The 26568-nt window shown below is 36.5% G+C and carries 30 protein-coding genes; 8 read left to right on the forward strand and 22 right to left on the reverse strand.

All coding sequences use genetic code 11. The features are described from left to right. Positions 1 to 53: 53 nt before the first annotated feature. On the forward strand, positions 54 to 1295 hold the full coding sequence (ylbJ, locus tag BK580_RS14380; protein ID WP_078381007.1) for a sporulation integral membrane protein YlbJ: 1242 nt from the start codon (positions 54 to 56) through the stop codon (positions 1293 to 1295). A gap of 42 nt (positions 1296 to 1337) precedes the next feature. On the opposite strand, the gene coaD is transcribed toward ylbJ, so the two are convergent. The 3 genes from coaD to BK580_RS14395 all read right to left on the reverse strand — a co-directional run bounded on the left by coaD (position 1338) and on the right by BK580_RS14395 (position 3382). Continuing rightward, entirely contained in the window at positions 1338 to 1826 is a 489-nt protein-coding gene (gene coaD, locus BK580_RS14385) for a pantetheine-phosphate adenylyltransferase (protein ID WP_078381008.1), read from the reverse strand. Between the two features lies 1 nt (position 1827). Beyond that, positions 1828 to 2400: a 16S rRNA (guanine(966)-N(2))-methyltransferase RsmD gene (gene rsmD / locus BK580_RS14390; protein ID WP_078381009.1), complete on the reverse strand. Its 573-nt coding sequence runs from the start codon at positions 2398 to 2400 to the stop codon at positions 1828 to 1830. Positions 2401 to 3058: 658 nt separating this feature from the next. After that, entirely contained in the window at positions 3059 to 3382 is a 324-nt protein-coding gene (locus tag BK580_RS14395) for a hypothetical protein (RefSeq protein WP_078381010.1), read from the reverse strand. Positions 3383 to 3506: 124 nt separating this feature from the next. On the opposite strand from BK580_RS14395, the gene BK580_RS14400 reads away from it, so the two are divergent. Further along, on the forward strand, positions 3507 to 3896 hold the full coding sequence (locus BK580_RS14400; protein ID WP_078381011.1) for a DUF7147 family protein: 390 nt from the start codon (positions 3507 to 3509) through the stop codon (positions 3894 to 3896). 82 nt (positions 3897 to 3978) lie between these two features. On the opposite strand, the gene BK580_RS14405 is transcribed toward BK580_RS14400, so the two are convergent. Beyond that, positions 3979 to 4254: a YlbG family protein gene (locus BK580_RS14405; protein WP_078381012.1), complete on the reverse strand. Its 276-nt coding sequence runs from the start codon at positions 4252 to 4254 to the stop codon at positions 3979 to 3981. A 214-nt stretch (positions 4255 to 4468) separates the two neighbouring features. On the opposite strand from BK580_RS14405, the gene BK580_RS14410 reads away from it, so the two are divergent. After that, positions 4469 to 4801 (forward strand): hypothetical protein, encoded by a 333-nt coding sequence (locus tag BK580_RS14410; RefSeq protein ID WP_078381013.1) that lies wholly within the window; start codon positions 4469 to 4471, stop codon positions 4799 to 4801. Positions 4802 to 4841: 40 nt separating this feature from the next. Here BK580_RS14410 and BK580_RS14415 read toward each other — a convergent pair whose 3' ends face one another. From BK580_RS14415 to ylbD, 4 genes are all read right to left on the reverse strand, one after another. Beyond that, positions 4842 to 5291, reverse strand: coding sequence for a YlbF/YmcA family competence regulator (locus BK580_RS14415; RefSeq protein WP_078381014.1), 450 nt, complete (start codon positions 5289 to 5291; stop codon positions 4842 to 4844). A 73-nt stretch (positions 5292 to 5364) separates the two neighbouring features. Beyond that, positions 5365 to 5790 (reverse strand): hypothetical protein, encoded by a 426-nt coding sequence (locus tag BK580_RS14420; protein WP_078381015.1) that lies wholly within the window; start codon positions 5788 to 5790, stop codon positions 5365 to 5367. A 465-nt stretch (positions 5791 to 6255) separates the two neighbouring features. Next, positions 6256 to 6495, reverse strand: coding sequence for a YlbE-like family protein (locus BK580_RS14425; RefSeq protein ID WP_078381016.1), 240 nt, complete (start codon positions 6493 to 6495; stop codon positions 6256 to 6258). Positions 6496 to 6509: 14 nt separating this feature from the next. Continuing rightward, the gene (gene ylbD / locus BK580_RS14430; RefSeq protein ID WP_078381017.1) at positions 6510 to 6911 is read right to left on the reverse strand and encodes a YlbD family protein; all 402 of its coding nucleotides are present in this window, start codon (positions 6909 to 6911) and stop codon (positions 6510 to 6512) included. Positions 6912 to 7043: 132 nt separating this feature from the next. Between ylbD and BK580_RS14435 the strand changes: the two genes are divergently transcribed. Together BK580_RS14435 and BK580_RS14440 are read left to right on the forward strand one after the other, a co-directional pair. Beyond that, positions 7044 to 7532: a PaaI family thioesterase gene (locus BK580_RS14435; protein WP_235864049.1), complete on the forward strand. Its 489-nt coding sequence runs from the start codon at positions 7044 to 7046 to the stop codon at positions 7530 to 7532. Positions 7533 to 7547: 15 nt separating this feature from the next. Continuing rightward, positions 7548 to 7907, forward strand: a complete 360-nt coding sequence (locus BK580_RS14440; RefSeq protein ID WP_078381019.1) for a hypothetical protein — start codon at positions 7548 to 7550, stop codon at positions 7905 to 7907. A 27-nt stretch (positions 7908 to 7934) separates the two neighbouring features. Here BK580_RS14440 and BK580_RS14445 read toward each other — a convergent pair whose 3' ends face one another. Together BK580_RS14445 and BK580_RS14450 are read right to left on the reverse strand one after the other, a co-directional pair. Continuing rightward, positions 7935 to 8990, reverse strand: a complete 1056-nt coding sequence (locus BK580_RS14445) for a CAP domain-containing protein (RefSeq protein WP_078381020.1) — start codon at positions 8988 to 8990, stop codon at positions 7935 to 7937. A gap of 237 nt (positions 8991 to 9227) precedes the next feature. After that, positions 9228 to 9641 (reverse strand): CBS domain-containing protein, encoded by a 414-nt coding sequence (locus tag BK580_RS14450; RefSeq protein ID WP_078381021.1) that lies wholly within the window; start codon positions 9639 to 9641, stop codon positions 9228 to 9230. A gap of 229 nt (positions 9642 to 9870) precedes the next feature. Here BK580_RS14450 and BK580_RS14455 point away from each other — a divergent pair, with 229 nt between their 5' ends. Further along, entirely contained in the window at positions 9871 to 10227 is a 357-nt protein-coding gene (locus BK580_RS14455; protein ID WP_078381022.1) for a YugN family protein, read from the forward strand. 61 nt (positions 10228 to 10288) lie between these two features. On the opposite strand, the gene BK580_RS14460 is transcribed toward BK580_RS14455, so the two are convergent. From BK580_RS14460 to cyoE, 8 genes are all read right to left on the reverse strand, one after another. Further along, positions 10289 to 10627, reverse strand: a complete 339-nt coding sequence (locus BK580_RS14460; RefSeq protein WP_078381023.1) for an Asp23/Gls24 family envelope stress response protein — start codon at positions 10625 to 10627, stop codon at positions 10289 to 10291. A 271-nt stretch (positions 10628 to 10898) separates the two neighbouring features. Beyond that, positions 10899 to 11366 (reverse strand): DUF420 domain-containing protein, encoded by a 468-nt coding sequence (locus tag BK580_RS14465; RefSeq protein WP_078381024.1) that lies wholly within the window; start codon positions 11364 to 11366, stop codon positions 10899 to 10901. 163 nt (positions 11367 to 11529) lie between these two features. Further along, entirely contained in the window at positions 11530 to 12438 is a 909-nt protein-coding gene (gene ctaG / locus BK580_RS14470) for a cytochrome c oxidase assembly factor CtaG (protein ID WP_078381025.1), read from the reverse strand. Positions 12439 to 12640: 202 nt separating this feature from the next. Further along, positions 12641 to 12970 carry a cytochrome c oxidase subunit IVB gene (ctaF, locus tag BK580_RS14475; RefSeq protein ID WP_078381026.1) on the reverse strand — a complete coding sequence of 110 codons (330 nt, stop codon included), beginning with the start codon at positions 12968 to 12970 and terminating at the stop codon, positions 12641 to 12643. 6 nt (positions 12971 to 12976) lie between these two features. Further along, positions 12977 to 13594, reverse strand: coding sequence for a cytochrome c oxidase subunit III (gene ctaE, locus BK580_RS14480; RefSeq protein ID WP_078381027.1), 618 nt, complete (start codon positions 13592 to 13594; stop codon positions 12977 to 12979). Next, positions 13594 to 15465 carry a cytochrome c oxidase subunit I gene (gene ctaD / locus BK580_RS14485; RefSeq protein WP_078381028.1) on the reverse strand — a complete coding sequence of 624 codons (1872 nt, stop codon included), beginning with the start codon at positions 15463 to 15465 and terminating at the stop codon, positions 13594 to 13596. The genes ctaE and ctaD overlap by 1 nt, the downstream gene beginning before the upstream one ends. Before the next feature lie 24 nt (positions 15466 to 15489). Continuing rightward, the gene (coxB, locus tag BK580_RS14490; protein WP_078381029.1) at positions 15490 to 16536 is read right to left on the reverse strand and encodes a cytochrome c oxidase subunit II; all 1047 of its coding nucleotides are present in this window, start codon (positions 16534 to 16536) and stop codon (positions 15490 to 15492) included. A 383-nt stretch (positions 16537 to 16919) separates the two neighbouring features. Beyond that, complete coding sequence (gene cyoE, locus BK580_RS14495) at positions 16920 to 17855, reverse strand: heme o synthase (protein WP_078381030.1); 936 nt, start codon at positions 17853 to 17855, stop codon at positions 16920 to 16922. A gap of 491 nt (positions 17856 to 18346) precedes the next feature. Here cyoE and BK580_RS14500 point away from each other — a divergent pair, with 491 nt between their 5' ends. Next, a complete protein-coding gene (locus tag BK580_RS14500; protein ID WP_139364905.1) occupies positions 18347 to 19270 on the forward strand; it encodes a COX15/CtaA family protein in 924 nt (307 codons plus the stop codon). 214 nt (positions 19271 to 19484) lie between these two features. Here BK580_RS14500 and pyc read toward each other — a convergent pair whose 3' ends face one another. The 3 genes from pyc to glsA form a co-directional block, all read right to left on the reverse strand. Continuing rightward, positions 19485 to 22928: a pyruvate carboxylase gene (gene pyc, locus BK580_RS14505; protein ID WP_078381031.1), complete on the reverse strand. Its 3444-nt coding sequence runs from the start codon at positions 22926 to 22928 to the stop codon at positions 19485 to 19487. 231 nt (positions 22929 to 23159) lie between these two features. Continuing rightward, positions 23160 to 23441, reverse strand: coding sequence for an Fpa/YlaN family protein (locus BK580_RS14510; RefSeq protein WP_078381032.1), 282 nt, complete (start codon positions 23439 to 23441; stop codon positions 23160 to 23162). A 136-nt stretch (positions 23442 to 23577) separates the two neighbouring features. Next, on the reverse strand, positions 23578 to 24507 hold the full coding sequence (glsA, locus tag BK580_RS14515) for a glutaminase A (protein ID WP_078381033.1): 930 nt from the start codon (positions 24505 to 24507) through the stop codon (positions 23578 to 23580). A gap of 143 nt (positions 24508 to 24650) precedes the next feature. Between glsA and BK580_RS14520 the strand changes: the two genes are divergently transcribed. Next, the gene (locus BK580_RS14520) at positions 24651 to 25151 is read left to right on the forward strand and encodes a hypothetical protein (protein ID WP_078381034.1); all 501 of its coding nucleotides are present in this window, start codon (positions 24651 to 24653) and stop codon (positions 25149 to 25151) included. Positions 25152 to 25234: 83 nt separating this feature from the next. On the opposite strand, the gene BK580_RS14525 is transcribed toward BK580_RS14520, so the two are convergent. Continuing rightward, positions 25235 to 26563, reverse strand: a complete 1329-nt coding sequence (locus tag BK580_RS14525) for a PhoH family protein (protein ID WP_078381035.1) — start codon at positions 26561 to 26563, stop codon at positions 25235 to 25237. Positions 26564 to 26568: the final 5 nt, after the last annotated feature.

Raw genomic sequence — 26568 nt, forward strand, 5'->3', positions numbered from 1 at the left:
TACCTTCTACTCTCTCATTATTTTTTTCTAAGATTATTTAGGAGGCTAAAGGATTGAGCTATTCAAAATTAAAAACGCTTTTCTTCGCATTTATTATCTCCCTTTTGGCTATGTCACTTATTCTAAATCCACAGGCATCGTTTGAAGCAAGTTTACGTGGGTTAAAGATGTGGTGGGAAATTGTATTTCCTTCGCTATTGCCATTTCTAATTATCAGTGAATTACTTATAGGCTTTGGTGTTGTTGCATTTATTGGTGTTTTATTAGAACCACTCATGCGCCCGCTTTTTAGAGTACCTGGTGTGGGAGGATTCGTGTGGGCTATGGGGATGGCATCTGGCTTTCCTTCAGGCGCAAAGCTGACAGTAAGATTGCGTCAAGAAAATCAAATTACTGCTTACGAAGCAGAGCGTCTTGTTTCCTTCACTAACTCCTCCAATCCATTATTTATATTTGGAGCAATAGCAGTTGGATTTTTTCATAATGCCAAGGTTGGGATAATACTTGCCTTAGCTCATTATTTAGGAAATATATGTGTGGGGTTGGTGATGCGTTTTTATGGTCCGTATTACAAAGGGAGGAAAGGAGAGCGTCATCACAGCGTTGCAAAAAGAGCTTCGATACGGCGAGCATTTAGCCAACTTCATGAAACACGCTTGAAAAATCAAAAACCGCTAGGTAAATTATTAGGTGATGCTGTCCTTTCTTCTGTTCAAACATTGTTAATGGTTGGTGGTTTCCTTATCTTATTTTCTGTGTTAAATAGCATGTTGAGTCTTATTCAAATCACAGCAATACTAGCAAGTATCGTTGGGCTTGTGCTTCAACTATTCCAGATTTCCAGTGAACTTAGCATTCCTTTGATTTCTGGAATATTCGAAATTACCCTTGGTGGAAAACTAACGAGTGAGGTTCTTCATGTTTCCTTAATGGATCAAGTCATTGTTACAAGTTTCTTTTTGGCATTTAGTGGATTATCCGTACAAGCACAGGTTGCAAGCTTACTAGCTGAATCAGATATTCGATTTAAACCATTCTTTCTTGCAAGAATTTTGCATGGGTGTTTTGCTGCAGTAATTACCTATTTATTATGGAAGCCACTTGATCGAAAATTAGACGGCTTAGAAAATGCAGCAGTGGACCTTCCGGTATTTTCCCCTTTTCTTCCAGCTGGTTTTTGGGAGCAAACACTTAGCTTCTTAACAACGTTTGGACCGATATTTACCGTTGGGATGCTTTGGATTTATATCTTAATTTACTTTAATAAGAATAGGCAGTTAAATCCCAACAAATAAAACCAGCACATTACAAAAGTGCTGGTTTTATTTATGCCATTTTTATTTTTTCTCTTGAAACTTTACTCTTAACGCTTCCTCTACAACTGGTGGTACTAATTCAGAAACCGCTCCACTATATTTTGCTACCTCTTTTACAATACTAGAACTTAAGAAGGAGTATTGGTTATTAGTCATCATAAATAGCGTTTCGATACTTTCATCCAGTACCCTGTTCATAGATGTAATCTGCATTTCATATTCGAAGTCAGAGACCGCACGCAGCCCTCTCACAATAGCGCTTGCATTTTTACTTCGAGCATAATCAATTAGCAATCCGTGAAAGTCCTCAACTTCTACATTGCCAAATTCCTTTGTAACTTCTTTGAGAAGTACTATGCGCTCCTCCACCGTAAATAATGGATGTTTAGAAGCATTATTTAAAACACAGACATAGACCTTGTCAAATACCTTTGATGCTCTTCTAATAATATCTATATGTCCAAATGTGACCGGATCAAAGCTTCCCGGACAAACAGAAATGCTTGCCACCTTAATTTCCCCCTTCAACCTCTATTGCATATTTATATACTGATATGACTGTTAGTCCATAATGTTCTTGTCTCGTTCGTTTGAAATTCCCAAGTTCTTCTGGCAATATGACCTCTTTGCTATGTTCAGCCATAATCAAACCTGATTTGGCTAATAATTCAAAATCGCTTATCTTATGTAGTAATTCTTCTAACTGATGCCTCTTATAAGGAGGGTCAAGCAGGATTAAATCAAATGAAACTTCTCTTTTTTGTAAGGCGTTTAAGGCTCTCGTCGCATCATTTCGATAAATTTCAACCTGTGACTCCAACGCAAAGGATTCGATGTTTTGCTTTATCGTTTGAATTGCTTTTCCATCTTTATCCACAAAAATCACTTTGTCTATCCCACGACTAATCGCTTCTATCCCTAGAGAACCACTACCACCGAATAAATCTAGTGCAAGTCCCCCATCAAAATAAGGTCCGATTATATTAAATACAGACTCTTTTACTTTATCGGTAGTCGGACGTGTGTTCATGCCTGGAACCGCTTTCAACTGTCTACCTTTTAATTTCCCTGAAACTACTCTCATTATCTCACCACTACTTTTATTTCGTTATAGAAAAAGTTCAAAAAATCTTCTTATCTGAACAACCTCTTAAATTCCAATATCATTATCCTATCATATTCGACAAAAAATTAAAAAGTTTTTGTTGAACTGGCCATTTTTTCAGATTCTTTAAATGTGCAAGTCTATATTAAAGCTCCTAATTTATTTTGACTGATGTTGATTGGAGTAGGGAGGTGTGAGACACCTGCTTAAAGAAGCATGTTTCGGGATACCCATAAAAGATCCGAGACTTCCTTCTTTTTTTCCCTCTGATTTAGACTACTCTGAGGGCTCCCTTTTCCTTCCTTTCAAAACTATGACCTCGAACACTCACAAACGCCTACAACGGAGATCAACGTGGAGTCCGAACAAGTAACCCTCCTATAAAAAGGGTAGCCATGCAAAAAAAAGCCATTATGTACGAACATATATAACTTCTGTGTATAGCATCCCTTTTTTTGGTTCATACTTATGGTTAACAACATCTATTCGTGTGATGTTGTTGCCAACCGCGGAGAAGACTTACGTTTCCCCATAAGTTCTTCCTCCGGTTTCTCCTCTCCCTTTGCCTTCTTAACCTTGATTCGTTTCAAGGGATAGAAGGACCCTGCATGGGTATCCGTGCAGGGTTTTTTTTATTCTAATTGAGTGGCATATCTTTCTCAAAATCACCAAAAGTCACCATATCGTATTCTTCTAAGATTAAGTCCATCCATTCTTGTTTGGTTAAAATTTCATTGCCCATAATGTAACCTTCAAGCTCTTCTAAATTCATTGATTCTAGCATCTGCTCCTCTTCCTCACTTATAAAACCTCGCGATAGTAGGTAGAACAAGGCACCAGAAACAAGAATGCCTTTTAATGGGAGAGGCTTGTCAGTACTTCGAGACATACCATATGTGAATTGATCTTTTACAAAAAGAAATAGCAATAATCCTAATAAACTCAAGAAAACCCATAGCATAAGCTTTCCTCCTTTAATTAGTCTTTGGGATGTACTTCTATTTTTATGCGGAAAGTGGTAAAGTAAAACCGGGATAACGATAGTTGATATTTTTTTGCAGACATTCTAGAGAGGAGAATTTCCAATGATCCAACGCTTTATTGAACTTGGTGAAGGCTATTCAGATATTTATGAGCTATTAGAACTAGCAAGATGTAATAAAGAGCGCTTACAGCATCTTATGATGTTTCATACAGTAAAAGACGGTAGAAATGTTACGTCACTCGCAGTGGTAATGAAACCAACAACCCTAGGAGATTTTCAAGCAATTTATATTTGTCTTGAAGGAATTCCAAACCCGCACCACCAACCTAATAAAAGAGTGAATCTATTTGAAGAACTCGCTAAAGAATTAGATAAAATGATTATTCAAATGGACATCAAGCCCTCCACTACCTTCGTGGAAAAAGAATTGTTTTTTCAGTACATAATTGGAATACTACGATTAAATCATTATATTCCTCCATTGCGCTAGCGTTTTTACTTACTATAGAAAAAAAGAAAAGCAGTACAGAACCTAACACGAGTGTTTAAGTTTGCGCTGCTTTTCTTTTGATTTATAAGCCCATTTTGTAATCGTATTCTTTGGCTTTATCGGGTCGAGAGTTTTCATAATGAGTCTTAATGGAAGGTTTGTATGAAACTTCCACTTTTTTTACATAAGATTGCTTTTTCAGCTTTTCTACTAATAAATCCGTATCATCTATATTACAATAAAATAAAACATATTTTAATTTCTTAGATATATAAATGACATTTCCATAACGTCGTAATAACTTCGCCTGTTTTAACGAATGTAACCATACTACAATGCCTTGTCTTTGTGTCAGCATACGTTTTTTACCCCTTTTAATAATTCTAGCCTTACCATCTATAAAGATTTGTTCCACTAGATCTATCTTGTATTATTCCTATAGTATCATATTATAATCAAAACCTTTAATCTATTTTAGCATGGATAAGTAGAAGATAACATACTTTAAGGTCTCAAAATATGTGAAAATTCATTCATTGAATGATAGTTTGTATCAGGAGGAGGGAATTCCAATGGAACTCGAACAAATATGGTCCTCTTTTTTAAACGAATTAAAGCAAAATGAACTAGTTGATGGATGTTATCGAAAAAACATAACGGGTATCCCGTTTTTATATGTAAAAGTGAACTTAGACAATGGATTAGCTTGGGAGAAAATTGGCTCTTCTATCATTGGAGCCTGTGCCAAGAAAGCGATGTTTCGAAAAAAAGTAACAGTTGAAACTTATTATGTTCGTCATGATGAAACACATTTTGTTTATCGTCATCGCTTCTTTGTACCTCAAGAAAAGATGTTCTGTTGTGGCAATCTTTGCGTAGATTGTATTCGTTTAAAAAACACATAAAAAAGAGACTAACATTGTAGTCTCTCCTAAAGCTATGTTATTAACTTGCTTTACACCCGCAGCCTCCACCAGACCCACAGCCTCCGCCGCAGCTAGAAAGTGAATCAAAAAACGGATTTCCAGTTGGAACCTTGACGTTCTCTGAAACGGCTTTTCCAATCATCACACTGATCTCATCAAGTGTTTTTTGAATTTCATCCTCCGCTTGCTTAAACGCGTGAATGGTTTCATGTAAATCAACTTTACGTTTTAGCTCCCTCGTTTCTAACGTCACCTTCCGATAATCAGGATGGTATTTACCGAAACGTTGAACTTCGTCATAACGTTCTTTTATCGACTGAAAGGAACGTATTAACTCTTGTGCTTCTTTATCGTGTTGTACATTATATAAACAGCGATGATAATTGTCAGCAAGCTCTGATTGCCAAACCATTTTCGCTAATTCTTCTGCTTTATCAACCATTTGGACATGCTCAAATGTAGCTATCACTATGGAATACACCTCCAAAACCATCATAACATGTTTTGCTACGGAAGTATAATAGGTAACTTGTCCGTAGAACTTATTTAATAACTAAGTCAAATGATTCTTCAAGTCCATATTCAGATTGATCATTATGAATTAGCTTGACTGTTACTTCATGCTTTCCTTTTGGAAGATCCTTCAAAATAAACGCCCCTTGTGAAAAAGACTCTATTTTCTTACCATCCACATACACATCGAGACGACCTTCACCGTGCTTTTTCTTCTTCTTCATTTCTGTAAAATGAAAATTCGGTGTAACAATGCATTCCATATATACTTGCTGCTCTTTAACATGAAAATGAACCGTCATATTTAATGGTCTCTTGATTCTGGTATCCAGTTCATGAGTAATTCCCGATACTTCTGTAGCTTGTTTTCCCGCTTCAGGTTTTTGTTGTTCTTCCTTGCAACCAATAAGTAGCATGAATGAAAAACAAATAAATAATAAAGTTAGTTTTCTCATATATACAGTGCTCCTTTCAACATTTTTCTTAGTTTGAGAAATTAGGAGTATTTCTATACTAAATCTGGAAAAGGATAGAAAAATGTTGAAAGGAGCAAAAAGAAAAAAGATACATAAAAAAAAGAGGCTGGGACAAAAGAATATTTGTTAAAGAAAAATCCGAACTATTATGCGAAATTCTAAGTAGAGTTTTGCATTAGTTCGGATTATTTTAGTTTGGCTCTGTTAAACACCGCTGTTGATTTCCGCCCAAGGCTTCGCTTTCCGCGGGGCGCTTGTGGAGCCTCCTCGGCTTTGCCTGTGGGGTCTCCACAAAACGCTACCTCTAAGCAAGGAGTCTTCGCCTTGAGCTCCAATCAACAGCTAGGTACTCTAAAAATCAAAAGTGTACTTTAACAGGGCATTTAGATTAAATCGTTCGTAAATAGAGATGGGGATTTAATTAATGTCCCAGCCTCTCATTTATTAATCCATATTCTTCATCGTTTGAAACATATGAACCATCATTGATGCCATTTGCACCGAATTTTGAAACTTTTCTACTTTGTGTGGAATCGTTTGTTTGTAGTAGTGCATTGAAGAAAGTTCAAAATCATTTATTTTCTCTGGGTTTCTTGTTAAGGTACGGTACCAACTCGGTTGCTCTCGTAAATAAGATTTTAGTGTTTTTTTCTTTTGAATATACTCATATACATCTTTTCTCATGTTTTCATTCAGTCCTAGTCTTTTCGAAATGAAAAAGGATTTTTTGCACCTTGTGCTGGAGTACTGCCTTTTGATGAATTCGGGATAAACTGTTGAATGAGTTGTTGGATGTTTCCTATCGCTGAGTTGACATTTGTTAAATGATACTGCATTTGGTTCATATCCATTTTCTTTAAAGATTGTAGAATTTGAGGAATAACATCTGATTTAGATTCCTTCGATTCCTTTTCATCTTGATGATTATCACCTTCTCGAAAGCTTTTCCAGCTTTCGTCCTCTTCCCCAAGTAAATACCATTCTTCAAATAATTCTTGCCAAGTCTTTTTATTGTTTCTAACTTCTTGAGCAAGCTTTGGATGTTTTTTAACAAAATCTTTAAATTTCTCAATACTAGGGTGCTTTTCTTTCGTTGCCATCCTCTCACCTCTCTCCTCTATATGCCTAGTGTATATTATTGAAAAAAAAGAAAAAACGTTCGCCTATTTTCCTTTTCTTTCTTAGACATTAATTGTTAAGATAAAGATAAACTGTTATGAAAGTAGGATTTAATGATGGACATATCAAAGCAATGGACTAATTTCTTAGAGGACGCAACAGAAGAAGAACAAGAAATGGCTTCGTTATACTTAAATAGTTTAAAGCGAAAAAAATCCGGTGAAAACGGAACACATATTGGAGCATTAATGGCAATAGAAAGTGAATTTCAGGAACCAGGCACTCTAACAATGACTATTCCTAATACAGAGTTCCTACAAAACTCCTTACATATATTACATGGGGGTCTGACCGCTACCCTACTTGATTCTGCAATGGGGACACTTGCCTTTCGGTTACTACCCGAAGATAAGGCTGCTGTCACAACTGAAATGAAAATCAATTATGTCGCAAAGGGTGTGGGCACTCATTTCACCTGTATTGCTAGTGTGATACATAAAGGATCTAAGCTACTAGTAATGGAAGGCAAAGTATATCGAAGTGATCAAACATTAATTGCGCACGCAACTGGAAGTTTTTTCGTTATCCCTAATAAAAAATAGAGAGGGTCAATCTATATGGTTACAGCTATTGTAATCCCTATTTTAATTTTTTATTTTTATTGGATAACAAAAAAAGAATTAGCAAAGCAAAAACAAAATTGGCAAACGCTTGAGGATATAAAGCATGAAGCTCGTGTTGAAGGTTCTATAACCAATATTTCCATTGTAAAAAAACGCTTTTACCACCAATATTACATAATGGTTACTACGCTGCAAATTCAGAATCAAACTCAAATCTATACGGTTATCCGAAAACAGCCTTTAACAGATTCCTGGGAGCCTATGCCTTTAAATCAAGGAGATCATATCGTAGTTTACGGACACTGGGAAGAGGATTTTTTTGTTGCAGGTAATATAAAAAAGATAACCCAATAATTTAAATTAAAGGGTTATCTTTTTTGTTCACCTGGTTTCGATGAAATTTTGGGTATAGTATTTTTCGGAGACTCCAACTCCTAAATGAGTAAACCGTTCATTAAGTAAGGTCTTCCGATGCCCCTCACTATTTAACCAGCCTTCTACCGCTGCAACTCCATCAACGTATTTTGCGGCAATGTTTTCACCAGCATACTGAAAAGGTACATTCCCAGCCATTAATCGATCAGAAAGGCTGCCAGTAGTAGGTGACGTATGAGAAAAGTAATTAGCAGTTCTCATATCCTTACTGTGTAAATAAGCCACTTCTGCTGTTACCTTATCCCATTCTACAACTTCTTGGTTAAATCTATTTCTAATAATATTGGTAAAATCAATAATTTGTTTTTCTGTTCCTTCCTCTACTACTGCCCATTCGTCAGCAGATAATTCCTTGGGATCCAGTAAAGGTCCACGATAAACCAACTCATATGGTCTTTGTTTTACTAACGTTTCTGCATTTAAATAACGAACGCTTGATAATTTTTTTTCAAAATCATCAAAATAGAGCTGTACGTAAATGTCTCCTACTACAACTAACGGACGTGTCGAGAGCTCTTCTTCTTTCATTTCGAATCGATAAGACCCCTCTTCATACACTACCGTTACAGAATCTGCAAAAGAAAACTCTTCATTTAATGATTCATAACTTTGTCCAATATTAAACTGTTGTTCATTACTTTCTGAGCCTGTACGGAATGCAGTGACAACTACCCCATTTTCCACACCAAATTGAATATAATTTTCAAGGTTGTTGTTGTATATCCACCATTCATAATCATAGGCGGATAAATCCTTCCGATTAGGTTCTCCATATATATCTAGAATCACTTGCTCTGATTTACCTATTAGGGAAGCTATATCATCTATCGTTTCATTAGATTGTACACTCGATTGAATTACTGGTTGCTCTTCTTCCATTATTCTTTCTTCTTCATTATTTTGAGGTTGCTTACTTAATAAATCTTCTATTTGATGAGGTTCAACATTAATAAATAAATATAAGCAGAAAGCTACAAATAATAAAATAAATAATCCTCTCATTTTCTTGTAAACTCCTCCTTTTCTATTAATATATTTACTAGAGTTCTCATACATTCTAGTTCTATGTAAAATTAGTAGTGTTTATTTATTATTTTTATACCCAACTTTTTAAGAAAGAATACTTTTCCTGTGTTTTAATATTAATTATTACTACTATTATATATGGAGTGTACATATAAAAGCATGTAAAAAGACTATAGCATATACTGCCATAGTCCTCTCTACACTTCTATTTTTTTATTTCTCGGAGATTTCACTCAAGGCAGCTCCTGCACTATCATCTGAGTAATTGTTTACCGCTAAATCCCCTAACGCAAGTATTCCGATCAATTGGCCATGCTCCACAACGGGTAGTCTCCTTACTTGATGCTGTGCCATTAAATGGGCAGCTTCCTCTACTGAGGCATCCGGTGTGATTGTCACAAGCTGTTCACTCATTACATTCGTTACTGAATTGGATCCAGCATGCTTTTCTGCTATTCCTCTGACAACTAAATCTCGGTCTGTAATCATCCCAATTAATTGATTATTATCTACAATGGGAATTGCCCCTACATTCAAGTCTTTCATTTTTGTTGCCACTTCATATACATTGTCTAATGGCGTACAGAAATCCACATTAGTTGTCATTACATCACGTACTGTTGCCATTTTCTCACCTCGTATTTTTTAAAAAATTGGATAGGATACATAGTAGAGGACTAAATCTCTATTCCTTCTCGAATAGTTTAGCCATTTTCTACAAAATCATGACTTTTTCTAAAAAAAATCGGGTGAAAAGTCGAGTTCGTCTAACCTAATATTGAAAGTTGTCTTCTTTCGTACTATTATTAACAAGGAACAAACTTTTTTGGTAGTGATTGAAAGGGAGTGTACATACATGAGAATTGAAAACACTGGAATTGAAAATGAAGTTGTTGAACTATCTCACTTAACAGATATTATGGAGGACTTAGGATTCGTTCTTGCGGGTCAGTGGGATTACGAACGTGTAACATTTGATCGTAAATTCGAAAATAAAGGTGACGTATACTATTTACGTGTTTTTGGTTATGCAACAGAAGGAGATGTTGGTGGCTCACATGCAATGATTAAATTAATGACGCCACTACTTGGTAAACACTATTATCCACACGGAGTGGAATATGGAGAAGGCGAAACATTCCCAGCAAATGTTGTAGCTACATCTAAGTCATTATTATCACAATCTAAAGAACGTATGGATTTAATTAAATAACAAAAGATAAGAGAGGGTGAATTAGCTTAGAGTGTATAAACACGTGAGCTTCACCTTCTTTTTATTTTATTAGTACGGCATCAACGTATATATTAACCGCTTTAACATCGTAGCCTGTAATTACTTCGATTTCTTGTTTAATTAACTCTTGGAGTGTCTCACAAGTAGTTGGGATCGAAACATTAAATTCCACGGCAATAAACACGTCCACTGTAACGATATTCTCTTGTTCAATTTGAATAATCGCAGCATGTCTCTGCTCTTGATTAAAAAGTGAATATACTTTTCCTAATAATCGCGGAGGAATTTGCCTTATTCCCTCCACATCTGAAACACATATTGAGGTGATGGTCTGAAGCAACAAGGTACTTATATCAACCTGCCCTCTTTTATTTTGCATATATACCTCCTTGGATTCTCTTCCGAATCAAAATAACACTTATGTCCCTATCCAAGCCCTCGATAAGATTGATTTCAGAACCTCAAATTATTTTATGTTGACTAAGGCTTCTTTAAAGCATAGTTTCGGAAAATCGGAATCATTATTAGTGTTACTTAAGAACCAGACATCTATGTAATTCAGCATATGGGATTCATAACTCAGTGGTGCGTTAAAACTACATGTACTAATAAAGAAAAGGTGTTTGGATGAGAATCCAAACACCTTTTCTTTAAAAACCTAAAATCGCTTTTATAACGGAGGTTGTTTCTCCACCTTGATAAATAACATAGAGCAAGCAATAGACTGCAACTCCTGTTATAGCAGTGGCAAACCATATAACGCTTGTAATTGGGCCTAATTTACGATGTTTAGAAAGATTGTTTTTATAGCCTGTCCACAACGTAATTATCCCCATTACAGCTCCTACTGTAGCTAATGTAATATGGAAAAGTAAAAAGATAGTATAGTAAATTTTTATATTTTCAGGTCCACCAAAACTTGTATTACCGACAAAAATGGTTCTCGATGAGTAAATAATAAAGAATATAATCGCAAATATAGCCGCTAAAAACATCGTTTTTTTATGTGCTTCAATTTTTCTTTTACTTATTAAATACCAACCGATTGCGACAAAAATCGCACTAAGTACAATAAAAAATGTACTAATTGTTGGCAGAATTGGAATAGAATAATCCATTTCTTTCTCCTCTCACACTACTCGTTCATTTTCTCCATATAAGACTATTCTAGAGAACCGAGTTAGATCTTTCAATAAGATTAAAAAACGTTCATGATATTGTAAAATTCCTGCATACATAGAAAAGCAGCAACCACATTTTGTTGCTGCTTTTCCTAACAACTTACTCTACTGCCTTTGGATTCATCGAGGGAGCTAATTCAAGCTCATCCTTTTCTCTCTCACGACGAGCCCACTGGAAGAATACAAACGCTAATATACTGCCGTACATAATCTCTTGGATAATTTTCATTATGACTCCACCAAGTTGCTGATCTTCAACAAGTGGGAGTGCATTAAAGAGCTCAGGTCCACCTAAATCAAGACCCGCAAGCGTTCCAGCAGGTACACATAGCTCTAAAGCTGCTAACCAAGCAGTTAATTCAGAATAAGTAGCATAAAGTGGTTGATCCGCAAAAATAATTAGCGCGCAGGCTGGCGTTAACAAGATTCCGTCGGCCATGATATAACCGATTTTTTTAATCCCAGATAACCGTTGTTCTTCTGGAAGTGGATTCACCAATGGCCACCACATGATAAATGCAGCTAGAAACATCACCGCAGTGTAAGTTGTATGCATTGCCATGTCCACTTTCACTGTATCAAATACGACAGGTATATGATACAACGAGAAGATAGCATTAAAAACAATTAATGCTATTAATGGCTTAGAGAAGAACCTAAAAATCGGTTTAACAACAGGTAAATGAATCGCTTTTCTTAAAAGCCAAGCTGGCATACCCATTAATAATAATGGTGGTAAAACTAAGTACAAAACCGCCATCTGTGTCATATGTGCACTTAACATTAAATGGCTTAGTAAATCAACTGGAGAACCTTTTACAAGATAAAAAAGAACCATACTTACTAAAAAGAAAGTTCGTTGTTTATTACTAATAGGTTCCGTATTCTTAAAATGCTTCCGGCCCTTACCTGTTATATAAATATAAATTGTGGTAATTACGAGCGTGGACACTAATAAATAAGGACTCCACAATGCCTGAAATCCGAACATATCTAAGTTGCCTATCATGATAAATGGTCACCTCATTTTTAATAGAGCTTTAAAGCGTCTATTGTGCATACGAACATTATACTACACGCTCCATGCCCCTTCAATGTCACTAGTAGATACTAGGAGTGACAGAATCCAATTGTCATGAATTAGACAAATGGACAGGGTTATCGTTTAAAAAAAGCGGCAACCCAAAGGCTGCCGCTTTTCAAATTACTAATTACCACCAAATAATTGTCGTAAATGCCAAAATAGTTATTAAACCAACTGTTAATCCCGAAAATAAGAACATAGAAGGTACTTCATGACCTTTATGGTTCATATGCATGAAATAGTAAAGTTGGAAAATACATTGTACGACCGCTAATAAAATAATAAACGGTACGATAAACAATTTTGACATGTCTGCTCCTACTGCTAAAAATGCAAGAACAGTTAGGAAGATCATTAAGGTAAATGATACAACCTGGTATTTCATTTCTTCTTTGTTCTTTTTACGACGATATGCTAAATCTACTTTTGGATTACCTGTATTTGTTTGATTTGCCATCAGTCATCACACCATTCCCATTAAGTATACTACAGTAAAGATGAATAACCATACAACGTCGATAAAGTGCCAGTATAGAGAAGCAACATAGAACTTTGGAGCGTTGTATAGATCAAGACCACGTCTCATGTTACGGATTAATAATGTACCAATCCATAATAATCCGAAGAATACGTGGGCACCGTGAGTACCAACTAATGTGTAGAACGCGGAACCAAATGCACTACTTGTAAAAGTGTGGCCCAAATGAATATAGTGTAAGAATTCATAAATTTCAAGGATTAAGAACGCTAATCCAAGTAACCATGTAATTCCCATCCATAATTGCATTTTCTTAAAGTTGAAGTTCTTCATGTGGTACATTGCATACACACTTGTTAAAGAACTTGTTAAAAGAATCATTGTTGCTGCAAATACTAACCCTAAATCAAATAATTCTTGTGTTGTTTTACCACCAGCTGTTGAATTATTAAGGGCTAAATATGTTGCGAATAATGAAGCAAATAGTACTGTCTCTCCACCAAGGAAAAGCCAAAAGCCTAAAAATTTGTTTTTGCCTTCAAGGGTCGCTTTTTCAGGCGATGCTGGAAAATTTTCTGCTGTTAATTTTTCTTCACTATGCATTATGCCTTCGCCCCCTTGTCGTCATCTTCATCTAAAAGGTCTTCCTTATGAATATGATACCCATGATCGTCGATAATTGAACGGAAGAACATTGCTCCAAATGTAATCAATAATCCGATAATCATGACTGGGATACCCCATCCAAAGTCGTTTTTGTAAAGAATTCCAAAAGCGGAAATAAATAATCCAAGAGATATGATGAATGGAAGAATCGATCCATTTGGCATATGGATATCACCAACTGGTTCTGCAGGAGTCATACCTTTTTTACCTTCCATTTTCTCTACCCAAAGTGGATCTAAACCACGAACAAGTGGTGTTTGCTTAAAGTTATATTCTGGTGGTGGTGAAGGAATTGTCCACTCTAATGTACGACCATATCCCCACGCATCGCCAGCACAAGTTTGTTTGCTTAATGCTGTTTTAATAATGTTAACTAACAAGACAATAGTTGCTATTGCCATTAAGAATGCACCAATTGTACTTACTAAGTTAGCAAAGTCCCAACCTTGTTCACCCTTAAAGGTAAATACACGGCGTGGCATTCCCATTAAACCTAAGAAATGTTGGATAAAGAATGTTAAATGGAAACCAGAGAAGAATAACCAGAATGTAATTTTTCCTAATTTTTCATCTAACATTTTTCCAAAGATTTTCGGGTACCAGTAATGTAAACCAGCGAATAGACCGAATACTACTCCCCCAACAATTACATAGTGGAAGTGAGCTACTACGAAATAAGAATCATGATATTGATAATCAGCTGCCGCAGATGCTAGCATAACCCCTGTTACTCCACCAAGTACGAATGTTGGAATAAAGGCAATAGACCAAAGCATTGCAGTATTGATTTTCAACTGTCCGCCCCACATCGTAAAGAGCCAGTTAAATATTTTTATACCAGTAGGTACGGCAATTGCCATCGTTGCAACGGCAAAAATCGCGTTTGCAATTGGCCCTAGTCCTGTTGTGAACATATGGTGAGCCCATACCATGAAACCTAAGAAACCGATTAATACGGTTGCGAATACCATGGATGAATATCCAAATAAACGCTTCTTAGAGAAGGTAGAAAATACATCAGAGAAAATACCGAACGCCGGCAAGATCAATATGTATACTTCTGGGTGACCAAAAATCCAGAATAAATGCTCCCAAATTACCGTATTACCACCAAGAGTTGGATCAAAGAATGCTGAACCGAAAAGACGATCGAACATTAATAATGCTAATCCTACTGTAAGTGGAGGGAAAGCAAAAAGAATAAGTGCTGATGCTACAAACGTAGACCAAGTGAATAATGGCATACGCATATACGTCATACCAGGTGCGCGCATATTAATGATGGTTACTAAGAAGTTAATTCCACCGATTAATGTCCCGATCCCTGATATTTGTAAACCTAATGCATAGAAATCAATCCCGTGACCAGGTGAGGCCAATGATAAGGACGCATAGGATGTCCAACCTGCATCGGGAGCTCCACCTAAGAACCAACTTAAGTTTAAGAATACTCCTCCAAAGAAGAATAGCCAAAAACCTAATGCGTTAATAAATGGAAAAGCAACGTCACGAGCACCTATTTGCAATGGAACAGCAGCGTTCATAAAAGCAAATAGCAATGGCATCGCAGCTAGGAATATCATGGTTGTACCATGCATTGTAAGTATTTCATTATAAAGTCCAGCAGCAACAAAGCCACTATCTGGTACTGCTAATTGGATACGAATAATCATCGCTTCCACACCACCGACGATAAAGAAGAAGCCGCCGGCTATTAAGTAAAGGATGGCAATTTTCTTATGGTCAACCGTAGTTAAATAATCCCATACCGTTGCGCCAAATCCCTTTTTCTGTGCTAACGTACTCACAATGTAACCTCCTTTTCAAAAAATCTATTCAACTTTTAATTCTGACAGATATTCAACAAGTGCATCAATTTCTGATTCATTTAGCTTAGGGTACATACCTGTCATTTTATTTGCTGGTTTAAACGCTTCTGGATCTCTCAACCATTCAGCAACTTTTTCAGGTGTGTTTTTTTCATGTCCAGCAACCATCTCTCTGCTACCAAAGTTAGCTAAGTTGGGAGCTACACTTGCTTGATCCCCAGAAATTGCATGGCACGTAATACAGCTTTGAGCGAAGATTTCTTCTCCAGCTTGTGCTAATTCTGATTCAGCAACATGTTCAACGTTTTGCATTTTCTCAATCCATTGATCAAATTCTGCACGAGACACTGTTTTTACTTTGAAATCCATTAAAGCATGAGATGGTCCACATAACTCTGCACACTTACCAAAGAACAGATTTTCTGCTTGCCCAACTCGTTCAGAGTCAAATTCTAACCAGAAACGGTTTACGTTATCTGTGTTTGTATCTAACTTCCCTCCAGCTGAAGGAATCCAGAATGAGTGTTTAACATCACTAGCTTGTAAGTTAAAATAAATCTTCTCATCTGTTGGTACGTAAAGGTCTTGACTTGTTACTACTCCATAACCTGGGTATTCAAACTCCCACCAGTATAGGTGTGCAGTAACATCAACTACTAGTGCTTCTGACTCTTCATTATCCATTTCTGCTACATCAGCTAAATGGAATGTGTAAGATACAGTTGGAACTGCTAGGATAAGTAGTAATAAAATCGGAATAACAGTCCACGTAATTTCTAATTTGTGGCTTCCTTCTACTTGTTTAGGAATGCGTTCTTCTTCTCCATCACGCTGACGAAACTTAACTACAACGTAAACGAAGATAATGGTAACAACCACTACTACAAGAATCATAACTGCTGAACTTAACAAGATTAGTGATTTTTGCATATCTGCTACCTCACCAACCGGCTGAAGTGTAGATAAGAATGGTTTACCACAGCCTGCTAAGAATAGCGCCATTACACTAAAAAGCGATAGAATTCGCCAATTTGGTAGCCATTTCTTCATAGCTTAATCAAACCCCTCTTTCATATTTAGTAAGTGAAGTAGAATGTATTGATAAATTCCTTCAAATCTTTCGAGAAAGAATCTAATCATAACTTAATAGCGCACAAGCGCCTAAGATTAGCCTCGTCTTACATAAGGCATTTTCCGGCAGAGGTCGCAAATGACCTCTGCTGGAAAATGCCTTATGTCCTGAAGGCCAAAATTTAAAGATTTGTTTTTTAATTAATGGGTTACGTATTTGCGCACTCGTTTTCAACGCGAATTTTGCACTCATTTGTTACTATACCACAGGTTGTGCACTTTCACGCTTGCTCTTTATGCATTCAGTGAAAAAAAGACAGTCATTCCTAACTTAAGAAATGGAAATATAACTGTCTTTACTTTTAAATGATTGTAACAATAATCATCGAGACAAAAAGAATAGTGAGATAATTTAAAGAATAGACAAACATGAGTGTAGCCCACTTCATCTCATTTTTCATTTTAAATCCAGCGAAACTTAAAGCCAACCATCCAATATTCAATACGGTTGCTAATACTACAAATGCTAGACCTAATTCAAACAAATAGAAAGGTAGTGGTAATAAACAGGCTACCCAGACTAACATTTGTCTTCTAGTAATGTTAAAACCATGTACAACTGGAAGCATTGGGATCCCAGCATTTCGGTACTCCTCACAGCGACGAATCGCAATTGCTAAGAAGTGAGGGATCTGCCAAACAAACATAATGAAAAATAATACCCAAGCGATATAAGAAAGATTTGCATCAACTGCTGCCCAACCAATTAAAGGTGGTACTGCACCTGAAATACTTCCAACTACCGTATTAAGTGTATTTCTCCTCTTTGACCACATTGAATAAAGAACTACATAAGTGAAAGCACCAATTAATCCTATTACTGCTGCCGTTATAGTTGTAAGAGCTAAGAGAATTGTACCAACAGCTGTTAAACCAATACCCAAATATAATGCACCTTTTGGATTCATTCTCCCAGTAACCGTTGGTCGATTCTTTGTTCTTGTCATTAGATGATCAATATCACGGTCAATATAGTTATTTAAGCTGCATGATCCTGCTATAACTAGTGAAGATCCAATAATAGTGAGTAGAACAATATCTATATTGGCAATAAAACTCCTTTGGGTAAAAAATAACGCTAACCAAAGGCCAGTAAAAGTTGTTATAAAATTAGAATTTACAATTCCTATTTTAATAAGCGCTAAGAAGTCTTTCCATGCAGAATTCACTTCTTTATCTTGAGGACGGTCATCTGTCAACGAAGCAGAATCTTGATCCAAAGTCCTCAAATTTGCCATTTGTATTCCTCCTTTGAACCTTGCTAAATGTGCTAATTCACTTCTAATTTAAAAATGCTAGCAGAAAAAATGAATCCGTTTCCACTAAGTGTGCACATACGAAAACACAAGGATGTCACATAACATTCTCTCTGTATATTAAATCATATTTGCCTAAAACTTTGTGAATTATATTTGAAGAAAATATGACTAATTTGTGTCACCTAGAAAGAATGATACATACACTCGTTAAATCATTATATAATAGGGTTTGTTGAGATTCTTGACTTAATGTTTACAACCATCACAACAAGTCCCTTATATATTTCTAGCAAACTCCACAGCAATATTCAACCTTTTTCACGATAATATTTACCCTTTTGTAAACTTACCTAGGATATTGTCAATTATCGTTGGATTGTGTAGTATTGGGAGGACGTTTACTATTTTACCACTTCCACTACTTTTTTTGTATAAGGGAAAAATAAATTCTTTATAAGAAGGTGAATCGATTGTCTAGATTATTAAAATGGTTCGCCGTTTGTACGTCTATTGTCATGCTTTTTGTCTTAATCGGGGGAGCACTTGTAACAAAAACTGGATCTGGTATGGGATGTGGAAACTCCTGGCCGCTATGTCACGGAGAATTAATCCCTACTAATATTAACTTTGAGCTTATTGTAGAATTAAGTCATCGCATCGTTTCAGGACTAGCTGCGATTATGGTACTAACTTTAGCTATTTGGGCTTGGAAAGTAATTGGGCATAAAAGAGAAACGAAATTTCTAGCACTATTATCTTTTGCCGTCCTAATACTTCAAGCACTTATTGGAGCAGCCGCAGTTTTATGGGGACAATCATCCGCAGTATTAGCACTTCATTTTGGGATTTCCCTTGTATCTTTCGCATCTGTTTTCTTGCTGACTCTACTAATATTTGAAGCTGATAAGCGTTTTGATGCTGAATCCTTAATAATTGACCGCCGAATGTCCTTTCATATTATTGGTATTATTACCTATTGTTATATGGTTGTATATACCGGCGCATTAGTTCGCCATGTTGGTGCAAGCTTAGCATGCCCTAGTTGGCCAACATGTACCCGAAACGGACTAGGAATTCCTACACAAATGCATGAATGGATTCAAATGGGACACCGAGCTGCAGCTGGTTTAATTGTAGTGTGGATTTTGTACGTTACGATTCTAGCTTTTAAAAAGTATAAGCATCAGCCTGTTATTTATCGAGGGTGGCTGATTTGTACAGGACTTGTATTATTTCAAGCAACAACTGGCGCTTTAGTCGTCTTAACAAAGTTGAATATTTTCGTATCTTTGCTACATGCATTAATTATTTCTTGCCTGTTTGGTGTGTTGAGTTATCTATTGATGCTCGTAACTAGAAACAAGAATAATATACGAAAACAAGAACAAAAGTAAAAAGCGAGTGGATCATTTTCATAGATCCCTCGCTTTTTATTTGTTTATTTTTTCTGGCCCTATTAAACACCGCTGTTGATTTCCGCACGTGGCTTCGCTTTCCGTGGGGGCTTACGAGATCCTCCTGATGTATCTGATATTGACACAGGATTTATTTGATAACTTCCAAAAAAGCCCTGCAAGTGTGTTAGTAAACACTTGCAGGGCTTTTTGTTTAACCTTTTGTTACTTCAATCAATAAATCTCCAGTTGCAATTGCTTCACCGGCACTTAAATAGATATCTTTAACTGTTCCACTAAATGGAGCTTGGACTGTTGTTTCCATTTTCATGGCTTCGGTAATTAATAGATGGTCACCTTTTGTTACTTTTTCACCCTTTTCTACGAGCACCTTGATGACAGTTCCTGGCATCGTAGCACCAATATGTGAAGGATTACTTGCTTCTGCTTTTGCTTTAGCGATAACCGTTGATTTAACATTTTCATCTTTAATGTTAACCTCACGTGGTTGTCCATTTAATTCAAAATAAACAACTCTTGTACCATCTTTTTGAGGTTCGCCAATGGATACTAGCTTAACCATTAGTGTTTTACCTTGTTCAATTTCCACTTGTATTTCTTCCCCAAGTCTCATGCCATAAAGGAAAGTAGGAGTATCAATAACAGATACGTTTCCATATTGCTCATATTTCTTGTGGTAATCTAAAAATACTTTTGGATAAAGTGCATAGGCAATCATTTCGTGACTTGTAACCTGACGCTTCAATGTATCAAATAGTTTCTGACTAATTTCATCAAAATCGACATCATCAAGTAATTCTCCAGGGCGAACTGTTATTGGTGATTTTCCTTTTAAGATTACCTGTTGTAACTTTTCTGGAAAACCTCCATGTGCTTGTCCTAATGATCCTTCGAATAATTCAATAACGGAATCAGGAAAATCAATAGATTGTCCCCTTGCTAGCACATCTTCCTCAGAAAGGTTGTTTTGCACCATAAATAAGGCCATATCACCGACAACTTTAGAAGAAGGAGTTACTTTAACAATATCACCAAACATATCATTAACTCGACGATACATTTCTTTTACTTCTTCCCAGCGTTCACCCAGACCTACAGCTTTCGCTTGCTGCTGAAGGTTACTATACTGCCCACCAGGCATTTCATGCTTATACACTTCCGTGTGCGGACTCATCATACCACTTTCAAAATCACTGTAGTATTTACGAACATCCTCCCAATAATGAGAAAGCTCTTCTAGTGCTTGAATAGAAACATCTGGTTTACGGTCTGTTTCCTCCAGTGCGTAGTATAGTGTGTTCGCACTCGGCTGTGAAGTTAATCCAGACATAGAACTAATAGCAACGTCCACTATGTCAACACCGGCTTCAATTGCCTTGGCATACATATAAATTCCGTTTCCACTTGTATCATGAGTATGAAGGTGAATTGGAATATCGATTGTCTCTTTTAATGTAGATATTAGGCGATAAGCTGCTTGAGGTTTTAGTAACCCAGCCATATCTTTTATTGCAAGAATATGTGCCCCACTTCGCTCTAATTCTTTTGCTAATTCACAATAGTAATTTAAATCATATTTTGTTCGTGATGAATCGTTAATATCACCTGTATAGCAAATTGCCGCTTCTGCAATTTTTCCAGTATCTCTCACTGCATCAATTGCTAATGTCATACCCTTTACCCAGTTTAAACTATCAAAAATTCTAAATACATCGACACCTGCATGTGCTGACTTCTCCACAAATTCTTTAATTAAATTATCTGGATAGTTCTTATAACCTACTGCATTTGAGGCACGTAATAGCATTTGAAACAACACATTAGGTGCTTTCTCTCTTAATGTTAAAAGGCGATCCCATGGATCTTCACTTAAGAATCTGTATGCTACATCAAAAGTGGCACCTCCCCACATTTCCATAGAAAAGAGATTTGGCAGTAATCTTGCCGTTGGTTCCGCGATTTGTCTAATGTCGTTCGTTCTCAATCGTGTCGCCAATAAAGATTGATGCGCATCTCTAAACGTGGTGTCTGTTAAAAGTACTTCCTTTTGATCTGTAATCCATTTAACTAAGCCATCAGCGCCTCGCTCGTCCAAAATTTGTTTAGAGCCTTGTGGAATCGGATCCGTTATTTTCACTTTTGGCATTCTTGGTTTTGCAAACAATGGCTTTTTCTTCTTTGCTACTCCAGGAAAACCATTTACTGTGACATTCCCAATATAAGTAAGCATTTTCGTTCCACGATCTTTTAGATTAGGGAAGATAAATAACTCTGGAGTAGTATCAATAAAGGAAGTATTATACTCTCCATTCATAAACTTAGGATGCTTTACGACATTTTCTAAAAATGGAATGTTTGTTTTGATTCCACGAATACGGAATTCTTTCAAATTACGTTCCATTTTAGATGCTGCTTGTTCAAAAGTTAACGCCCATGTCGAGAGTTTCACTAACAAAGAATCATAGTATGGTGTAATTACTGCACCTTGATACCCATTTCCTGCATCAAGACGAACACCAAAACCACCGCCAGAACGATATGCCATAATTTTCCCGGTATCTGGCATGAATCCGTTTAATGGATCTTCAGTAGTGACACGAGATTGAATAGCAAATCCATGTACACGTATATCCTCTTGCTTTGGAATACCTAATTTACTACTATGTAAGGCATGTCCTTCTGCAATCATGATTTGGGATTGTACGATATCTACACCCGTAACCATTTCCGTTATTGTGTGTTCAACCTGAACCCGCGGATTTACTTCAATAAAGAAGAATTCATCCCCTGAAACTAGGAACTCGACCGTTCCGGCATTAATATAATCAACATTTTTCATCAATTCAACTGCTGCATTACAAATTCGATCTCGCAACTCATCAGTTAAAGAAACGCTTGGTGCAATTTCTACTACTTTTTGATGGCGACGCTGTATCGAACAATCTCGTTCAAACAGGTGGATAATTTCGCCATACGCGTCCCCTAAAATTTGGACTTCTATATGCTTTGGATTTTCAATTAATTTTTCTATGTACACATCATCGTTACCAAAAGCTGCTTTTGCTTCTGATTTTGCACGTTCAAAAGCCTCTTTTAACTCTGATTTACTACGAACGATACGCATTCCACGTCCACCGCCCCCAAGAGCAGCCTTTATCATAAGTGGAAAACCATATGTTCCGGCAAAGTCCATTACCTCATCTAAGGAATGAACTGGCCCATCTGTTCCAGGAATTACTGGAATATTAGCAAGATGTGCTTGTGTGCGTGCCTTTACCTTATCACCGAACATATCAAGATGTTTGGAAGTAGGACCAATAAAGATAATTCCTTCTTCTTCACACTTTCTAGCAAAATGTATGTTCTCTGATAAAAAACCATAGCCAGGATGAATTGCGTCAACGCCATTGGCTTTGGCAATTTCAATAATACCTTCAATATCTAAATAGGCATCAATTGGTTTCTTTCCTTCTCCCACTAAATACGCTTCATCTGCTTTATAACGATGAAACGATCCAATATCTTCGTTTGAGTAAATAGCAACAGTTCGAATTTTTAATTCTGTACAAGCTCGAAAAACACGAATTGCAATTTCGCCGCGGTTAGCAACAAGAATCTTATTAATTTTCTTCGTCATTTTGTCTCCCCCTAGTAGCTACTTCTCTTCTGGAAAAATTTTGAATACTTATTCAATTTAATTTTATTATACATTATATTTTTATCTTTTTCCTTCTTTTCTTATCGGAGTAACGAAAAATGTCAAATAATGTTTTGGTATAATCCACTCCCCTTGTCATTTCCCTTACTTAACCATAATAAAAACGCCCAATCAACATTTTGTAAAAAGTTGATTGGGCGTTTTATTTATTTAGTTTCTTTCCCATGCTTCATGTAAAGCGGACAGTTCTCTTTCAAGTTTTGCTAGAATGTCCTTGCCTTCTTTATCAGATATTAAGCCTAGACGAACTGCAAAATCCATTTCTCTCGATAAGCCAAACATCTGCGTGTCAAGCACCTCTTCGTACAATGGACATTGCGGCATAGTCAAGTTATCCATCTGAACTTGAATAAGCTTCAAAATTTTATCTGAATCAGCTTTTAAAAGCGACATAGCTTTATCACGATGATCGACTACGATATCTGATGCCAATATCGATCCCTCCGTTTACGAACAAATACCTATCCTATCTATAAATATTATCGCTAAATCAATAAAAATGCAAGGACAATCAGAAAAGTAGAAGTGGCTCGTTCTGCTCCGACATGCATAAGACGAGTTTTCTCCTTCAAAACATACTCAAGTCGTATTTTTCCTGAAAGAGTTCTAACAATCTCATTCCCGTGTGACTGTTACCTATTTCGTTTAATGGTGGTCCAAATATACCTATACCAAATCGCCCTGGAACTGCACACATAATTCCTCCTGAAACGCCACTCTTAGCTGGTACCCCTATTTTTATCGCAAATTCTCCTGAGGCATTGTACATCCCACATGTCACCATAAATGTCTTACAGATTCTCGCAACATTTTTCGGAATTACTTCTTCCTGTGTGACGGGACATATTCCATCTCCTGCAAAAACGGCACCGATTATAGCTAATTGCAAGCAGTTCATGCTTATTGCACATTGTTTCGTATAAACTTCCATAATCTCCTCTACATTTCCATGAATCACCCCGGCACCCTTCATATAATAACAAAGCGATCGATTTAAAAAAGAAGTTGTAAATTCTGAGATAGCTACGTCCTTACAGTACGTTATTTCAGGGTCATGACAAAGTTTTCTAACAAAATCTAATATGTACTCAACCTTTTCGGTAGCATCCTTCCCTTTTATCATCGACGTCACCGAAAGAGCCCCTGCATTAATCATTGGATTCAAAGGTTTCGCCTGTGAAGAAGTCTCCAGCTTAATGATAGAATTAAATGGGTCTCCGGTCGGTTCCATCCCGACCTTATGAAAAACATGCTCAGATCCATAATCCATAAGAACTAAAGCAAGCGTAATTATTTTTGAAATACTTTGTAGTGTAAAGTTTTTTTGAATGTCTCCTGCTGATATACACTGACCATCAGGGTAGGCTATTGCGCAAGACAATGTGTCAGGGTTCTCTCTTTGCAATGCTGGTATATAACTTGCTACTTTTCCTTCATTCGCCACTTTCTTTGCCTCATTTAACAATTCTTGCAATTCTTCATTTCGTTGACATGCCAAACTTTATTCCCTCCCCCGTCCTTTTAATTCTTCCTATTTTGTCCATCTACTCTCTTGTTATGTAGCGAGAGTTAAGCCTAACATGACAAAATTAGCAGGAAGCATTATAATAATGTAAAGGATTACATTCTAGGGAGGACCACATGGAAACAATCATAAGAATTGAAGGCAATGTTCATTACTCCATAACCTTAGATCCAGGTGTATGGATTTTTGATGATCGTCGCTTGGATTTGGATACATATTTTACAGAAGAAGATCGTCAAGAAGTGAATGAACTAGAGGAATATACGAAAAAAGTCTCCAAGCATTGGGAACGTGAAATTCGAGAAGGTGCGATCCAACCCCCTACACTAAAAACTGAGCGAAAGTTTGAAAAACAAAAGCTTTTAACAGGTACTTTCGGGATAAAATTCGCACCATTTTTGAAAAATGCTGAACCAAAAAGCGATGCTACTTCTGTAGTATTTATTGCAGGTGAACAAGAAGTAGAAATGGATATAGAAACAGCGAGTAATGTTATATTCGCTTACTCCAATAAAGGGAAACCTTTAAAAGAAGACGGTCCTGTTCATGTTTATTATGGAGATGGCTCAAATCAAAACTCACCGATAAAATCAGTTCATCGAATTATTGTTAAATAAAAAATTGCCGCTTAGGGGTCTGAGTCATTATTTGCTCAGGCCCTAAATTTGCGGCATTTCATAGGTTTTTTTTTAAGTGCATCTTACAATAAGTCCGCCGCCAACTTAGCAAGCTTAGATCTTTCACCTTTCACAAGCTTTACATGTCCGGCCAACTTTTGATCCTTAAACCTCTCAACCACATACGTTAGTCCATTATTGTACTCATCTAAATATGGATGATCGATCTGTTCAGGGTCGCCCATTAAAACTATTTTACTTCGCTCCCCCACCCTAGTAAGGATTGTTTTCACTTCATGCTTTGTTAAATTTTGTGCTTCATCAATGATAATAAATTGTTCCGGAATACTTCTCCCTCTTATATAAGTGAGTGCCTCTACTTCAATTGATCCCATGCCTGCTAGAATAGCATCTAATTCACCCGGTTTTTTTGTATTAAATAAATACTCTAAATTATCATAAATAGGCTGCATCCACGGCCTTAATTTTTCTTCTTTTTCTCCTGGTAAAAAACCGATATCTTTTCCTACTGGAACAATTGGTCTAGCTACTAACAGCTTTTTATAACGATTTAAATCTTCCGTTTGCATCAGTCCCGCAGCTAATGCTAGTAGCGTTTTTCCTGTACCAGCTTTTCCTGTTAGTGTGACTAAGGGTATATCCGTACGTAATAACATTTCAAAAGCCATAGTTTGTTGAACATTTCGTGGACGGATTCCCCAGATATGTTCTTGATCAAAGACTAATTTTTTTACTTTTTTACCTGTTGCATCTACAAGGCCAACTGCAGAAGATGAACTACCAAGAGCATCCTTTAAAAGGATAAATTGATTTGCATAAAATGGATGATTTGCTAGCTCAGATACATTCAACTCCCCTTTTTCATAAAACAAATTTAAATTATCTGTCTGTACATAAATCTCCAAAAAACCTTTATATATGTGGTCTACTTCCACTACCCTATCATTCAAAAAATCCTCCGATGTTAGTCCAATGGCATCTGCTTTGACGCGGACAAGAGCATCCTTACTAACAAGGATAACTGCTCGCCCATTTTCTTTAGTTTGTTCTTCTAAAGATAAGTTTTTAGCTACTGCAAGTATTCGATTATCATTTGTTTTCTCAACAAAAATCTCTTGTAATTGATGAAAACTCCGATGATTCAACTCAATTCGTAAAGATCCTCCATTGTGTAAAGGGATTTTCTCATGTAATTTACCTGTTTCTCTTAAAGAATCAATAATTTTGGATACTTGCCTTGCATTCCTTCCAATTTCATCCATGTATCGTTTTTTCGAATCCACTTCTTCTAAAACTACCGCAGGGATGACCACTTCATTATCTGCGAAAGAATAAAGAGAATACGGATCCTGTAACAACACATTTGTATCTAAAACATATATTTTATTCAACCTGC

This window comes from Sutcliffiella halmapala, from assembly GCF_002019665.1.
Lineage (GTDB): Bacteria > Bacillota > Bacilli > Bacillales > Bacillaceae_I > Sutcliffiella_A > Sutcliffiella_A halmapala.

Bases quoted from the DNA above. Each gene is read 5' to 3' on its own strand.
- rsmD (WP_078381009.1), bottom strand. From the start codon at position 2,400: ATGAGAGTAGTTTCAGGGAAATTAAAAGGTAGACAGTTGAAAGCGGTT.
- BK580_RS14395 (WP_078381010.1), bottom strand. From the start codon at position 3,382: ATGCTATGGGTTTTCTTGAGTTTATTAGGATTATTGCTATTTCTTTTT.
- BK580_RS14400 (WP_078381011.1), top strand. From the start codon at position 3,507: ATGATCCAACGCTTTATTGAACTTGGTGAAGGCTATTCAGATATTTAT.
- BK580_RS14405 (WP_078381012.1), bottom strand. From the start codon at position 4,254: ATGCTGACACAAAGACAAGGCATTGTAGTATGGTTACATTCGTTAAAA.
- BK580_RS14410 (WP_078381013.1), top strand. From the start codon at position 4,469: ATGGAACTCGAACAAATATGGTCCTCTTTTTTAAACGAATTAAAGCAA.
- BK580_RS14420 (WP_078381015.1), bottom strand. From the start codon at position 5,790: ATGAGAAAACTAACTTTATTATTTATTTGTTTTTCATTCATGCTACTT.
- BK580_RS14425 (WP_078381016.1), bottom strand. From the start codon at position 6,495: ATGAGAAAAGATGTATATGAGTATATTCAAAAGAAAAAAACACTAAAA.
- ylbD (WP_078381017.1), bottom strand. From the start codon at position 6,911: ATGGCAACGAAAGAAAAGCACCCTAGTATTGAGAAATTTAAAGATTTT.
- BK580_RS14435 (WP_235864049.1), top strand. From the start codon at position 7,044: ATGATGGACATATCAAAGCAATGGACTAATTTCTTAGAGGACGCAACA.
- BK580_RS14440 (WP_078381019.1), top strand. From the start codon at position 7,548: ATGGTTACAGCTATTGTAATCCCTATTTTAATTTTTTATTTTTATTGG.
- BK580_RS14445 (WP_078381020.1), bottom strand. From the start codon at position 8,990: ATGAGAGGATTATTTATTTTATTATTTGTAGCTTTCTGCTTATATTTA.
- BK580_RS14450 (WP_078381021.1), bottom strand. From the start codon at position 9,641: ATGGCAACAGTACGTGATGTAATGACAACTAATGTGGATTTCTGTACG.
- BK580_RS14455 (WP_078381022.1), top strand. From the start codon at position 9,871: ATGAGAATTGAAAACACTGGAATTGAAAATGAAGTTGTTGAACTATCT.
- BK580_RS14460 (WP_078381023.1), bottom strand. From the start codon at position 10,627: ATGCAAAATAAAAGAGGGCAGGTTGATATAAGTACCTTGTTGCTTCAG.
- BK580_RS14465 (WP_078381024.1), bottom strand. From the start codon at position 11,366: ATGGATTATTCTATTCCAATTCTGCCAACAATTAGTACATTTTTTATT.
- ctaG (WP_078381025.1), bottom strand. From the start codon at position 12,438: ATGATAGGCAACTTAGATATGTTCGGATTTCAGGCATTGTGGAGTCCT.
- ctaF (WP_078381026.1), bottom strand. From the start codon at position 12,970: ATGGCAAATCAAACAAATACAGGTAATCCAAAAGTAGATTTAGCATAT.
- ctaE (WP_078381027.1), bottom strand. From the start codon at position 13,594: ATGCATAGTGAAGAAAAATTAACAGCAGAAAATTTTCCAGCATCGCCT.
- coxB (WP_078381029.1), bottom strand. From the start codon at position 16,536: ATGAAGAAATGGCTACCAAATTGGCGAATTCTATCGCTTTTTAGTGTA.
- cyoE (WP_078381030.1), bottom strand. From the start codon at position 17,855: ATGGCAAATTTGAGGACTTTGGATCAAGATTCTGCTTCGTTGACAGAT.
- pyc (WP_078381031.1), bottom strand. From the start codon at position 22,928: ATGACGAAGAAAATTAATAAGATTCTTGTTGCTAACCGCGGCGAAATT.
- BK580_RS14520 (WP_078381034.1), top strand. From the start codon at position 24,651: ATGGAAACAATCATAAGAATTGAAGGCAATGTTCATTACTCCATAACC.